This is a genomic window from Dysgonomonas sp. 25 (assembly GCF_010501075.1).
Classification (GTDB): Bacteria; Bacteroidota; Bacteroidia; order Bacteroidales; family Dysgonomonadaceae; genus Dysgonomonas.
Genome location: NZ_QVMN01000002.1, coordinates 107,790 through 121,828, shown reverse-complemented (window position 1 = coordinate 121,828; position 14,039 = coordinate 107,790). Strand labels below are relative to the sequence as shown.

Below are 14,039 nucleotides of genomic sequence, written 5' to 3'. Positions count from 1 at the left end.
CCTTTTATTTCTTATATTTACGCTATGAAGAATGTTTTTATTATCCTTTACCTTGCACTTGTTGTTATCCTGCTGAATTCCTGCCTCTTTTCGGATACGGATAAGCATCCTGAATATCCGGATCTTTTTGCGACAGGAGACAGCATCGGCTATCCCTTACAGTTGCTATCGATAGATAACGAAGCGAAAATAGCCGATAACATCCCCTATTTCAGGAAAAGAACGATTCGTGATACCGACTATTACTATACGCCGATGACATCGGATTTGATACCCCTCTACTACGACGGAAGCGACGAATACAGTATAGATGACATCTCCGCCAAACTTATGTTGGGCGATAGTTATGGAATCTTCAGCGAGGTACTTTATAACCAAAAGGGAGAGCTGGCGCTTAAGTACAACACATTAGACATCACCGGCAAAAAGCATGTAGACATCTTACAGAGCGGCATAACAAAAGAAGGCTACCGTGTTTTCAGCTATAACCCCGAACAGGAAGATGGAGACTCTCAATTCTTCATTTATGATGCGAAAAGGAATAAAATAGTCGATACCATCCATATTTTTTCTTACTGGGAGCTATATGATATGCCAGCTGCTACCCAAAACGACAGCACCGACCAAAACCAGATCATCTGGCGAGACAGAGCCAAGAGGCTCGGAGTGCCTTTGTGCGAATATCTCCCTTACCCCGACGAAAGGGATTTTCCACAGGATAGTATCGGGCAGGAACTGCTTAACGAAGCCCGAATGAAACACCTTGCCGAACAGGAGAAGATAGATAATAAATACCTGAAAGATTTTATCAAAGCGAACCATCCTTTCGTATACAAAGAGAGCGAAAACGAAAATAGAATTATAGATATGCGACGGAAGATAGCGCTCTATTATAATAAATCCGACGAAGCCGAAAAGGAGGCTGAAAAGCTGCCGCTCTTTATCTACCCCTATACAGAATCGGGCAAATCCGTAACAGACAGTTTGTTCACCATAAACCAGGACGATTCATCAATCTATGCATACAGTGGAGGTACAGGAAGGTTCAGCCTGTGGAACACAAATTATATGTACTATTATTCGCTTGTCTATCAGCAGTCTGACACGATCCGTTTCAAAAGCCTGATAAAAGGCCTGACAATTGACAATTATACAAAATCCGGCGACCAGTATATACTGATACTAAATAGGGCTTCGGGGCAGGAATATTTATTTTTTGTCTACTCTCCGAAAGCGGATTAATCATTTATCCTTTTCCGGAACATTTAGTCCCCATCTGCCTAAACGGTGTTTCTTGTGCTTATACAGATATTCGGCAGCAACAACATGCCCCAGCGCATCGCGTGCCAATGTCGTATCTAACGCCATAGGTGTCAGCGTCGTATCGTTCGCCACATGAAATTGTAGCGGTTCCTTATCCGGCTGCAGGATAACGACTTCGTCCTCTACACGGAAAGCGTTTATATCATAAAACTGCATTATCGCACGTCCCGGAACTGAATCGGGCAAGTGGCGCAGGTTGCGTCCTACCATCGGATGCTCTACCGTTATGCCCAGCATATCCAGCACCGTAGGCGAGAGGTCTATCTGGCTGCACAGCTTGTCATACCTCACCCCTTTCGAGACGCCCGGCCCGATAATCAATGCCGGTATTCTGAATTTATTTATCGGGACAAGGTTTTTCCCGTAGGTACGGGTATTGTGATCGGCTACAATCACGAATATGGTGTTTTTGTAATAATCTTCTTTCTGTGCCAGTTCGAAGAATTTGCCGATAGCATAATCGGCATATTTCATCGCATTGTGGACGGTATTTTTGGGCTGCTCGTATAATTCGATTCTGTCGTCGGGAAATTCGAACGGTTCATGGTTCGACGACGAGAACATCAAAGAGAAAAACGGCTTATCGCCCATACTCTTGAAAAACTCGTTGGCTTTGGTTACCAGATCTTCGTCCGAATAGCCCCACGTACCCTTCATGGCATACGTATTGCCGTCTTTGTCGAAGCTTGTTTCGTCAATGATATAGTCCACTCCGTTTCCGCTGAAGAAAGAGCCCATATTGTCGAAATTGGCCATACCGCCATAAATAAAGCTGCTGGTATATCCATCTTCTTCGAGTATAGCCGAAGTGATGGCAAAATCTATCTGCGAGCCGCTTAGCTTGACAACACTCTCGGAAGGCGAAGGCAGAAAACCTGTCATAACAGCCTCTATACCACGCACACTGCGCGTACCTGTGGCATACAGGTTCGTAAACAGAATCCCTTCTTCCGACAAGCGGTCTAAATTAGGCGTAAGAGGCATACCGCCGAGGCAACCGATATATTCGGCTCCAAGGCTTTCCTGCAAGAAGATAACCAGATTATAAGGGCGTTGCAGGACAGTATCGGGACGGTCAACATGCAGGAATGGAATCTCCGGATCCAAGAAATTTTCTTCCGGCACATCCATATATTTTTTTACACGGGCGTAGGCTTCTTTCTCGCTCATCTTGCCGTACATCTTTTGCACGCTGGCTTCATTCTTCAACGAATATGCGGCATACAGCAGCGTATAAGTAGAGTTCAAGCCCAATGTATTGGTAAGCTGATCGTTCGAAAACACCGCATTGCTGGCATTTATCGGCCGGCGTGTGGTAAGGCTTCCGCGCGCTCCCCAGAAAAGCAGGAAGGCAAACAAAGGCAATAACGCCAACCGCAGTTTATAGGAAGATGGTTTTCGGTAAAAGAGTTTCCGTCCCCATTTGACAGCAGCAAAAATCACAACAGCTAAAACCAAGACTATCAGAATAATTGAACCCGGACGGGCTTTCAGAAGCATGGTAAATATTTCCTTCGGGTATATGAGGTATTCGAGGAATAATTTGTTCGGACGCGTATCGTACTGGTCGATAAACTGGGGTGTTGCCAGCTCCATAAACAGGATAAGAATCAGGAAGAAGCAACAGTAGATATTCATAAATTTATTAAGGAATGCCGACCAGCTATCGGGTATCAGCAACAGAAATACGACCGGGATGAATGACAGATAGCTCATCATTATAATGTCCGTCCTTAATCCCAGCGGGAAAATCAACCAGTAGTCGGCAACCTGACCGACACGATCGACATAGATAAGGAATAAGACAAAACGGCTCAGGGACATCAAGAGTAACCCGATGAGGAAGAAACAGAACAATGGCTTAAGGAAAGCCAGTTTCTGAGCAACATGCGATGTTTTCATTATATTAGTATTCTAAAAGATGATTGTCGAAATATCAATATAACGCTCGACAAAGAAAGTTGTTGTCTTTGCTATTTAAAAATCCATTTCAACAACAACGGGGCAATGGTCGGAGAATGCCACTTCGCTAAGTATTGAAGCTCCTTTCAAACGGTGTCTTGCGTCTTCTGTAATAATGTGATAGTCGATACGCCAGCCAAGGTTTTTCTCCCGCGCATTCGAACGATAACTCCACCAGCTATATTTCTCGGGGCTTTGATCGTATTCGCGGAAAGTATCTACCATGCCCGATGCAATAAATTCATCGAACCACTGACGTTCTTCGGGTAAAAATCCGGATGATTTCAAATGCTTTTCCGGATGATTGATGTCTATTGGTTTGTGGCAAATATTATAGTCGCCGCATATCAGCAATTGCGGACGTTCTTTTTTCAGTTCATTGATAAACTTTGTAAAATCAGCCAAGAATTGCATCTTAAAGTCCTGACGGACATCGCCCATCGTCCCCGAAGGGATATAAACACAAACAACCGTCATGTCGCCGTAATCGACTCTCAATACACGCCCTTCGCGATCGTAAAGGTCGGTTTTCATGCCGATGTCTATATGGTCAGGCTTACGCTTGGTTAGGATGCCCACACCACTATAGCCTTTTTTCTCGGCCGGATGAAAATAATAATGATACCCCAACGATTGTATTGTCAACACGTCGATTTGATCTTCGGTCGCTTTTATCTCCTGCAGGCAAAGGATATCGGGACATTCGTCCTCTATCCATTGATACAAACCTTTGTTCACAGCCGCACGTATGCCATTCACGTTGTATGATATTATTTTCATAGGTTATCCGTTTTTAGTTCGAAGCCTTTATTTTCTACCGCTTTCACTTTTCTGAATAAATCGGATGCAAAGACAAAATCATTCAGCGCATCATTATCGGCATCCATTATTCCGTCTTTCGTCCCTTCCCATTCGAGGTTTCCTTCTTTGATGAAGAATATCTTTTCTCCGATATTCATTACCGAGTTCATATCATGCGTATTGATGATAGTCGTCATATTATACTCTCTCGTAATGGAATGAATCAAGTCGTCGATAACCAGCGAGGTCTGCGGATCGAGACCGGAGTTCGGCTCATCACAAAAAAGATATTTCGGGTTGAGGGCGATAGCACGCGCAATAGCTGCACGCTTCATCATACCTCCGCTTATCTCGGACGGATAGAGATGGCCTGCATCGCTCAGATTGACACGGTCGAGGCAGATCTGCACACGCTTTTTCTGCTCTTCGCGCGAAAGGGAAGAGAACATCATCAGAGGAAATCCGACATTCTGCGCAACAGTCATCGCGTCAAACAAAGCCGATCCCTGAAAAATCATCCCCATCTCCTGCCGAAGGTTTTTCATTTCCGCTGTCGGCATTTTGGTTAAATCCCTTCCATCGTAAAGTATCGAGCCGCTTGTCGGGCGGATAAGCCCGATCAGGTTTTTCAGCAAAACGGTCTTTCCCGAACCGCTTCGTCCTATAATCAGGTTGGTTTTTCCTTCTTCAAACTCCAGATTGATGCCTTTCAGCACCTTTCGTCCTTCAAATTCTTTGACCAGATTCTTTACTTCTATCATCCCATCATCAATTGTGTAATTAATAAATCGGCTACCAGAATAAGAATACTGCTCATAACAACCGAGTCGGTACTTGCTTTCCCCACATCCAGCGAACCGCCTTTGGCGTTGTAGCCATAGTACGAGGCCACCGATGCTATAATGAAAGCAAAGACAATCGTCTTAACGATAGCATAATAGACATAGAAAGGTTTGAACATGGTTTGTATTCCATATTCGTAGTCGTCTGCGGGCATTATGCCGCCAAAAACGCAGACAGCATATCCCCCTACTATTCCACAAAAGATACTAAGTACCGTCAGCACAGGCACAAAAGTCATCAAAGAGGTAATTTTGGGGAGGATAATATAATTGGCCGAATTCACCCCCATTATCTCGAGGGCATCTATCTGTTCGGTAACCTTCATCGTACCTATCTCTGATGCGATATTCGAACCGATTTTTCCGGCTAATATAAGACACATTATGGAGGAAGAAAATTCCAGTATCAGAATCTCGCGAGAAACATAACCCACCGTGAAGCGGGGCATAAAAGGCGAATCGATATTCAGCTTGATTTGCACGACAATAACCGCACCGATAAAGAAAGAGATAATAATGACAATCCAGATGGAATTGACACCCAGTTTATTCATCTCTGCCATATACTGCCGAAAAAAGACCTGCCACTTCTGAGGCTTGGTAAATACCTTCCTCATAAGCAATGCATATTGTCCTATTTTCTGCAGAAAAGAGAATAAAAACATATAAATAAAATTACTTAAGCCTCAAAAAATTATGGGCAAAGATACGCTTTTTTTACTAAAGGCGTATTGTATATTGTAACGAAGTAAAGCGAAGGTTCACAAAAAAACCTCATAAGTATATTTCAACTTATGAGGTTCTCTTTCAATAAGACGGCGGCTATCTACTCTCCCACCTGACGGCAGTACCATCGACGCTATAGGGCTTAACTTCTCTGTGCGGAATGGGAAGAGGTGGAGCCCCTACGCTATAACCACCTTAATCTTGAGCAGTCAACAGTGAGCAGTCAACAGTCAACATCTGTTGGGAGGTTGGCCGGTTTCGTGCTTTTACTGCAACTGTATATCATTGGATGGAGAAAAAAAACGGAGTGTTTCAAGTGTTTTTTATCTGGTCCGAGCTTGCGCTCTAAAAGCGTTCGGGCGATTAGTACTACTCGGCTATGACATTGCTGCCTGTACACCTGTAGCCTATCAACGTTGTAGTCTACAACGACCCTTATGTAGAAATCTTATCTTGAAGTGAGCTTCGTGCTTAGATGCTTTCAGCACTTATCTCATCCAGACTTAGCTACTCAGCGGTGCTCCTGGCGGAACAACTGATTGACCAGGGGTCTGTCCAACACGGTCCTCTCGTACTAGTGTCAGGGCTTCGCAAATTTCTTACGCCCACGATAGATAGAGACCGAACTGTCTCACGACGTTCTGAACCCAGCTCGCGTGCCACTTTAATGGGCGAACAGCCCAACCCTTGGGACCTGCTCCAGCCCCAGGATGTGACGAGCCGACATCGAGGTGCCAAACCATTCCGTCGATATGAGCTCTTGGGAATGATCAGCCTGTTATCCCCGGAGTACCTTTTATCCTTTGAGCGATGGCCATTCCATACTGAAACCACCGGATCACTATGCTCTAGTTTCCTACCTGATCGACTTGTGGGTCTCTCAGTCAAGCGTGCTTATACCATTATACTCTACGACCGGTTACCAATCGGCCTGAGCACACCTTTAGAAGCCTCCGTTACGCTTTTGGAGGCGACCACCCCAGTCAAACTACCCACCATACAGTGTCCCCGCTCAACGCGGGTTAGAATTCAAATAGTTAAAGGGCCGTATTTCAAGGATGACTCCACAAACACTAGCGTGCCTGCTTCACAGTCTCCGGCCTATCCTACACATCAAATACCCAAATTCAGTGTAAAGCTATAGTAAAGGTTCACGGGGTCTTTTCGTCCCATCGCGGGTAATCGGCATCTTCACCGATACTACAATTTCACCGAGCTCACAGTTGAGACAGTGAGAAGATCATTACACCATTCGTGCAGGTCGGAACTTACCCGACAAGGAATTTCGCTACCTTAGGACCGTTATAGTTACGGCCGCCGTTTACTGGGGCTTCAATTCAATGCTTCTCTTGCGATGACATCTCCTCTTAACCTTCCAGCACCGGGCAGGTGTCAGACTGTATACTTCTTATTACTAATTTGCACAGCCTTGTGTTTTTGTTAAACAGTTGCCTTCTCTTATTCTCTGCGGCCCATATTGCTATGGGCACCCTTTCTCCCGAAGTTACAGGGTCATTTTGCCTAATTCCTTAACTGTGATTCACTCGAGCGCCTTGGTATATTCTACCCGACTACGTGTGTCCGTTTGAGGTACGGGTACTGAGAGGGTTATAGCGCTTAGCGGGTTTTCTTGGCAGTATGGTTACCTGTTTATCTACGCTCCCGGGGGATTGTAGTACTTTCTGGTTTCAACTCTTCTCGCGGATTTGCCTACGAGAATCAACGTCTACGCCATTCAACCGGGGCTTCCGTCGCCCGGTAACAGTGTCACTCCTGCGTCACCGCATCGCTTCCTTCAGTAGTTACGGAATGTTAACCGTATGTCCATCGGCGTGGCCGTTCGGCGTAGCCTTAGGGTCCGACTTACCCTGATCCGATTAGCGTTGATCAGGAATCCTTAGTCTTACGGCGAGGAAGTTTCTCGCTTCCTTTATCGTTACTTATACCTACATTTGCTTTTCCAGTTGCTCCACAAAACCTTGCCGGTCTTGCTTCTAGGCGTCTGGAATGCTCCCCTACCGATATATTCATATCCCATCGCTTCGGCAATATGCTTATGCCCGATTATTATCCATGCAGAACCACTCGACTAGTGAGCTGTTACGCACTCTTTAAATGAATGGCTGCTTCCAAGCCAACATCCTAGCTGTCTTAGTAGTTCTACTGCGTTTTTTCAACTTAGCATATATTTGGGGGCCTTAGCGGATGGTCTGGGTTGTTGCCCTCTCGGACATGGACCTTAGCACCCATGCCCTCACTCCCGGTATGACCCTTGTACCCATTCGGAGTTTATCTGGACTTGATAGGCGGTGAAGCCCTCGCATCCAATCAGTCGCTCTACCTGATACAAGGTATTACCGAGGCTGCACCTAAATGCATTTCGGGGAGTACGAGCTATCTCCAAGTTTGATTAGCCTTTCACCCCTACCCTCAAGTCATCCGAAAGCTTTTCAACGCTTACCGGTTCGGTCCTCCAATTGGTGTTACCCAAACTTCAACCTGCTCAAGGGTAGATCACTTGGTTTCGCGTCTACTCCTACTGACTATATCGCCCTGTGAAGACTTGCTTTCGCTTCGGCTCCGGACATCCTTGTCCTTAACCTTGCCAGTAAGAGTAACTCGTAGGTTCATTATGCAAAAGGCACGCCGTCACATCATAAAATGCTCCGACCGCTTGTAGGCACAGGGTTTCAGGGTCTATTTCACTCCTCTGTTCGAGGTGCTTTTCACCTTTCCCTCACGGTACTGGTTCGCTATCGGTCTCTCGGTCGTATTTAGCCTTACGGGATGGTCCCCGTGGATTCGGACAGGGTTTCTCGTGCCCCGCCTTACTCAGGATACTGATAGGGTTGTAATGGATTCGTATACGGGATTGTCACCTTCTTCGATTGTTCTTTCCAAAACATTCTACTCTCCATTAGTTTCCCACGGCTCAGTCCTACAACCCCAGCATTGCCTAAACAGTGCTGGTTTGGGCTGGTCCCATTTCGCTCGCCACTACTTTGGGAATCACTTTTGTTTTCTTTTCCTCAGGGTACTTAGATGTTTCAGTTCCCCTGGTTGGCTCACTACGTTAGTAGTGTAATAGGTTCTTCACCTATTGGGTTGCCCCATTCGGATATTTTGGGATGACAGGCTATTTGCACCTACCCCAAACTTTTCGCAGCTTATCACGTCCTTCGTCGCCGCCGAGAGCCTAGGCATCCACCTTGTGCCCTTGTTTCGCTTTTTTATTCTTTTTTGCCTTCTTGAGTTAACGGTATCGTTAACACAATAGGCTACTCTCTACTCTACCTTTATTTTTTCTCCATCACGTCAATGAACGCTGTTAAATTAAGCAGGATTATATGTCCGAATGTAAACATCCTTCTCTTTCCTTCTTAATTGTGTGGAGAATAACGGATTCGAACCGTTGACCCCCTGCGTGCAAGGCAGGTGCTCTAGCCAGCTGAGCTAATCCCCCATGAAAATACCGCCAGCCTTTCTTAACCTCTCTCTCGTGGCTTATTTACCGCTAACGGGCAGCAAAGATAATACTTATTTTTCTTTCCACACAAAAAAAATCAAAATTATTTTTGAAGATCTAAATTTTGTATCTCCTAAACAAAGAATACGAAGTAGGTGTTCTTTGTATAAAACGTTGAGATTATGAAAAATGGTGTAATGATGCAGTATTTCGAATGGAATCTGCCTAACGACGGAAATCTTTGGAAAAAACTTAAAGCTGATGCCAAGCATTTGCATGAAATAGGTGTGACAGCCGTATGGATTCCTCCGGCATATAAAGCCGATGAACAGCAGGATGAAGGTTATGCGACGTATGACTTGTTTGATTTGGGGGAGTTTGATCAGAAAAATACGATACGAACGAAGTACGGAACAAAAAAGGAGCTTAAAGAAATGATTGACGAGCTCCATAAATATAAGATATCCGTATATCTGGATGCGGTAATGAACCACAAATCATGGGGAGACTATACCGAGAAGTTTACGGTAGTAGAGGTTAATCCCAAGAACAGGAACGAGGCTATTTCCAAACCTTTCGAGATACAGGGATGGACAGGATATAATTTCCCGGGGAGAAAGGATAAATATTCCGACTTCGAATGGCATTGGGTGCATTTTTCGGGCACAGACTACGACGATGCAAGCAAAAGAAGCGGGATATTCCAGATTCAGGGCGAGAATAAGCATTGGAGTCAAGGGGTGGACAGCGAAAACGGGAATTATGATTTTCTGTTAGGTAACGACCTCGACCTCAATCATCCCGAAGTTATAGGTGAACTGAACAGATGGGGTGTTTGGGTATCTAAGGAGTTGAATCTGGATGGAATGCGGCTGGATGCTATAAAGCATATGAATGATGTGTTTGTAAAGCAATTCCTCGAAACGGTCAGAAAAGAGAGAGGCGAGGATTTTTATGCTGTAGGTGAGTATTGGAACGGAAATCTGGATATACTCCAGCAATATCTGGCAACCATGGAGAACAGCATAGACTTGTTCGACGTTCCTCTGCATTATAATCTGTTCGCGGCATCTGATCAGGAAGCAGATTATGATTTGCAAAAACTGTTCGAAGGGACGCTTACATCTGTACATCCCGATTGCTCTGTGACGTTCGTGGATAATCACGATTCTCAAATAGGGAGTTCGCTCGAATCGTATGTAAAAGATTGGTTCAAACCGATGGCTTACGGCATTATTTTGTTGGCCGAAAAGGGTTACCCATGTATTTTCTATGGGGACTATTATGGTATAAAGGGCGAAAAATCGCCGCATACCGCTATTATAGATGAGCTCCTTAAACTCCGGAAGGAATATGCCTACGGCGAGCAGGTCAATTACGTCGACCATCCTTCGGTCATAGGATTCACACGTAAAGGTGATGACAAACATAAGGGCTCAGGGCTTTGCCTGCTTATTTCGAACGATCAGGACGGAAACAAGGTGATGAACGTAGGCAAAGAGCGCAGCGGAGAAGTATGGCGCGAATATACAGGAAGCATCGGAGAGGAAGTCACAATAGACGAAGAGGGCAACGGCAACTTCACTGTCAAAGGAAGGAATCTTGCCGTTTGGGTGAAAAAAATAAAGGTTATCCCCTATCTATAAAAAGAATGCGGTACAGAGAAATCTCTATACCGCGTTCATCATTATGGAAGGTTTTAGTTAATATGAGGTCTAATATCAACTATTTCGTCATAAACTTATAGATACATGTCTGCGTATATTCTTCTCCCGGATTCAATCTGGTTGAAGGGAAATTCTCATGGTTAGGGCTATCCGGGAATTTCTGCGTTTCCAATGCCAATGCTTCTCTGTATGCAATCGGCTTGCCATATTTACCATTTACTTTTCCATCGAAGAAGTTTCCGCTATAGAATTGGATACCGGGTTGATCAGTATAAATCTCCATCATACGTCCGCTTTGCGGCTCGTATAGCGAACCTATCAACTCTACACCATCTACGGTTTTGTCCAATACCCAGTTGTGGTCGTAACCACCACCGTTTTTCAGCTGTTCGTTCTCCTGTCCTATTCTCTCGCCGATAACTGTCGGCTGACGGAAGTCGAATGGTGTATTCTCAACAGTTACAATCTCGCCCGAAGGAATCAATACTTCATCCACAGGTGTTGTTTTGCTGGCTTTCAGCATCAGAACGTGGTCTGTTATTGTTCCGGCAGATTCACCTTTCAGGTTGAAGAATGCGTGGTTCGACAAATTCACGACAGTCGGTTTGTCGGTAGTCGCTTTGTAAGTGATTTTAAACTCGTTATCAGGCGTAACGGTATAATCTACAACTATTTTCAGGTTACCCGGAAATCCATCCGAACCGTCAGGTGATGTGTGTGTGAAACGGATAGAGTTGCCTGTCACGTTTTCTACATCCCAAACAACCATATCGATACCTTTCAATCCGCCATGAAGCGTTTGCCCGTTATTATTAAGCGGCAAAGTATATTCCGTTCCGTCGAGCGTAAATTTACCTTTAGCAATACGGTTGGCATAGCGTCCTACCACAGGGCCGAGGAAACGTTCGCCTTCGTTGTGGATGTAACGGTCGATATTCTCGTAACCGATAGCTACGTCGGCGTATTTACCGTCACGGTCGGGTGTCCAGATAGATACTACGCGCAAACCGAAGTTTGTCACCTGCACAATCAGTCCATTACCCGAATCGAGGGTATAAAGGTCTGTTTTCTTGCCATCGATTTCTTTCTCGAAAGCTTTCTTATCCAGTAGCTGGATGCCGTTATCTTTCTTCTCTTCGCACGAGCAGAAGAGTAATACAGCGGCAATAAATAACAATGTCTTTTTCATATAATGATTATTGATTAAATTTCTGGTCGCTAAGTTATTTCTTTTTAAAGTAATTTGCAACTCTATCTTGACTCATCATTTGCCATAATGAAGCGACCGTCCATCCCGGAGCAAAGATGTCGTTATAGAAACCCTTTCCGTTCTTGCCATAATCCCAGTTGGTATGTTGTACTACCTCAGGATAATAACCTACCTTGCCGATATTGAACATATGCCCTTCGACAGGCATCAGCTGGAGCATGGAAGTCTTTATGACAGACGAAAATTCAGCAAAGCGAGGTTCTTTGCGTTCCACAGCCAGCCAATCGAGGATGGTCGCAAATTCGAAGATAAAGACATCTATATGGTTGTTCTCGACAGATACATTTCCCCATCCGCGCGATTCGAAACCAACGTCGCCCAACATCTGTCCCTGCGCAAACGGTACATCCCACATATAGTACCACGACAGGCAGAAATAGGCCGATTTCTTACACAAATCGATATAGTGCTCACGCTCTTTGCCTTTGGTTACGAACGAAAGATAGTACATCGCCGTAGAAGCATACAGGGATGCCTCTTTGTCCTCGCAGTTAGCATCGAGGGTCGAAGAGAAATAGTCTGATTTCGAAATCAGTTCCTTCTCGAGGTAAACAGCTGTATTCTTGGCACTTTCGAGATATTTTTTATCTTTGGAATAGCTATACGCCATTGTCAATGGAAGTGTAGCCGACGGTGTGCTGCCGCCCGAAGCATCTTTTATATTGAAGTTGTCATCGAACTTGCGCGGGAAGCTACCGTCTTCACCTTGTAACTTGGCAAAGTTGGCAAGGATGCTTTTCATCTTCGCCTCCCATTCAGGATGTTTGCGGCCTTTTGTTTTCTCATATTGCAGGTAGTTGAGAACGGCAAAAACGCCTTCGGACTGGCGGCGGATACTATAAACGTCTGTTTCGTAGCCTGTTCTATAATCAACAAACTCCCTGAAAAAGCCCGAGGGGGTAAAACCATGCTGCAAATAGCTGTCGAAGATAGCATTCGCATCCTTCGCCAAATCAGGGCGGTTTGTCTGTTCGGCATATTCCAATGCGTTATAGGCATTGAGCAATACACGACCTACAAAACCAACCTCTACCGAGCCTGTACTCTTGCAATCGTCAGTGCGCATGTGCACACCCGAATAGTATTTAAGGTCATACTTGTCTACATAACTCTCTTTGAAGAAATTAGCCAAAGTACGTTTGGCTTCGTCGTGATTCATACCATTGGTATAGGGAGCCGGTTTGAAGGCGTCATACGAGTAGTTCCATATATCCGCTACAAAATCAGAATAATCGGCAGCGTTACTTTTTCTTACTTCCCAAACCAGTGTGCGGGTTTCGCCTTTTTCCAATTTCTCGAAAGCTTGTATAGGCTCAATCAAAGTCAGCTTGCGGATATAAGTTTTAGGCGCTTCGTGATAAGGAAACCCGAATACCAAAGCCGAATTGCCATTCATATTGCGAAATCCGGTGAAGCCTATCGACGTTTTCCCCGACAGGATGACTTCGCCCGATGTATGCTGCGCAAGGCACTCGTTTGCAAAATCGTCTATCCTCAACACAGTGTAATAGTCGCCTGTTTTTTCATTGTAAACACCTGTCAGCGGTGTACTTAAACGGTCTTCGCGTACCTGCCAGCTATCACTTGTATGGAATGACGGGGCTTCTTTGGGCGAACGCATATTGCGGTGATACCAGAATCCCGGCATATAGAACTGGCAATCGTCGTGCCTTACATTCGGCAACTGGTAAGCCTGTTCGAAATTATAATACACTCTTTCTTTTGCCGTCAACCTAACAGTTATACGAGTCACATCGCCATCAGCAGCTATTTCTTGCTTTATCTGCAATGGCAACTCGCGGGTAGCTTGGAGATTTCCTCGCCCATCAGCAGTCAACTGATGAGTTACGGCATTGTTACCCGGAGACTTAATCGAAATCTTATTCACTAATTGCAGATTGCCCTGATTGGCATTGAGAGCCAGCGAGCAAGCCACAGAGGCAGCGAATAAAAGAAGCTTTTTCTTCATGATTTGGTAAGAT

The 14,039-nt window shown here is 45.0% G+C and carries 8 protein-coding genes, 1 tRNA gene and 2 rRNA genes; 2 read left to right on the top strand and 9 right to left on the bottom strand.

All coding sequences use genetic code 11. The features are described from left to right. Window positions 1–24 precede the first annotated feature (24 nt). Window positions 25–1,242 (top strand): hypothetical protein, encoded by a 1,218-nt coding sequence (locus tag D0T66_RS03650; RefSeq protein WP_163355708.1) that lies wholly within the window; start codon window positions 25–27, stop codon window positions 1,240–1,242. Here the strand turns inward: D0T66_RS03650 and D0T66_RS03645 are convergent, their stop codons facing one another. From D0T66_RS03645 to D0T66_RS03615, 7 genes are all read right to left on the bottom strand, one after another. Further along, window positions 1,243–3,225: an LTA synthase family protein gene (locus D0T66_RS03645; RefSeq protein WP_163355706.1), complete on the bottom strand. Its 1,983-nt coding sequence runs from the start codon at window positions 3,223–3,225 to the stop codon at window positions 1,243–1,245. A gap of 75 nt (window positions 3,226–3,300) precedes the next feature. Then, the gene (locus tag D0T66_RS03640) at window positions 3,301–4,065 is read right to left on the bottom strand and encodes an exodeoxyribonuclease III (RefSeq protein ID WP_163355704.1); all 765 of its coding nucleotides are present in this window, start codon (window positions 4,063–4,065) and stop codon (window positions 3,301–3,303) included. Further along, on the bottom strand, window positions 4,062–4,847 hold the full coding sequence (locus tag D0T66_RS03635; RefSeq protein ID WP_163355702.1) for an ABC transporter ATP-binding protein: 786 nt from the start codon (window positions 4,845–4,847) through the stop codon (window positions 4,062–4,064). The genes D0T66_RS03640 and D0T66_RS03635 overlap by 4 nt, the downstream gene beginning before the upstream one ends. After that, on the bottom strand, window positions 4,844–5,593 hold the full coding sequence (locus tag D0T66_RS03630; RefSeq protein ID WP_163355700.1) for an ABC transporter permease: 750 nt from the start codon (window positions 5,591–5,593) through the stop codon (window positions 4,844–4,846). Before D0T66_RS03630 ends, D0T66_RS03635 begins: the two co-directional genes overlap by 4 nt. Window positions 5,594–5,741: 148 nt before the next feature. Continuing rightward, window positions 5,742–5,852: ribosomal RNA gene (rrf, locus tag D0T66_RS03625) — 5S ribosomal RNA — on the bottom strand. 146 nt (window positions 5,853–5,998) lie between these two features. After that, window positions 5,999–8,885, bottom strand: a 23S ribosomal RNA gene (locus D0T66_RS03620). A gap of 158 nt (window positions 8,886–9,043) precedes the next feature. Beyond that, a tRNA-Ala gene (locus D0T66_RS03615) sits at window positions 9,044–9,117 on the bottom strand. Window positions 9,118–9,302: 185 nt separating this feature from the next. On the opposite strand from D0T66_RS03615, the gene D0T66_RS03610 reads away from it, so the two are divergent. Further along, window positions 9,303–10,766: an alpha-amylase gene (locus tag D0T66_RS03610; RefSeq protein ID WP_163355698.1), complete on the top strand. Its 1,464-nt coding sequence runs from the start codon at window positions 9,303–9,305 to the stop codon at window positions 10,764–10,766. Between the two features lie 79 nt (window positions 10,767–10,845). Here D0T66_RS03610 and D0T66_RS03605 read toward each other — a convergent pair whose 3' ends face one another. Further along, window positions 10,846–11,976, bottom strand: a complete 1,131-nt coding sequence (locus tag D0T66_RS03605; RefSeq protein ID WP_163355696.1) for an aldose epimerase family protein — start codon at window positions 11,974–11,976, stop codon at window positions 10,846–10,848. Between the two features lie 34 nt (window positions 11,977–12,010). Then, window positions 12,011–14,026, bottom strand: coding sequence for a hypothetical protein (locus D0T66_RS03600; RefSeq protein ID WP_163355694.1), 2,016 nt, complete (start codon window positions 14,024–14,026; stop codon window positions 12,011–12,013). Between the last annotated feature and the right edge of the window lie 13 nt (window positions 14,027–14,039).

Excerpts from the sequence above, each read along its gene's own strand:
- D0T66_RS03650 (WP_163355708.1), top strand. The coding sequence starts at position 25 with ATGAAGAATGTTTTTATTATCCTTTACCTTGCACTTGTTGTTATCCTG.
- D0T66_RS03605 (WP_163355696.1), bottom strand. The coding sequence starts at position 11,976 with ATGAAAAAGACATTGTTATTTATTGCCGCTGTATTACTCTTCTGCTCG.
- D0T66_RS03630 (WP_163355700.1), bottom strand. The coding sequence starts at position 5,593 with ATGTTTTTATTCTCTTTTCTGCAGAAAATAGGACAATATGCATTGCTT.
- D0T66_RS03645 (WP_163355706.1), bottom strand. The coding sequence starts at position 3,225 with ATGAAAACATCGCATGTTGCTCAGAAACTGGCTTTCCTTAAGCCATTG.
- D0T66_RS03640 (WP_163355704.1), bottom strand. The coding sequence starts at position 4,065 with ATGAAAATAATATCATACAACGTGAATGGCATACGTGCGGCTGTGAAC.
- D0T66_RS03635 (WP_163355702.1), bottom strand. The coding sequence starts at position 4,847 with ATGATAGAAGTAAAGAATCTGGTCAAAGAATTTGAAGGACGAAAGGTG.
- D0T66_RS03600 (WP_163355694.1), bottom strand. The coding sequence starts at position 14,026 with ATGAAGAAAAAGCTTCTTTTATTCGCTGCCTCTGTGGCTTGCTCGCTG.
- D0T66_RS03610 (WP_163355698.1), top strand. The coding sequence starts at position 9,303 with ATGAAAAATGGTGTAATGATGCAGTATTTCGAATGGAATCTGCCTAAC.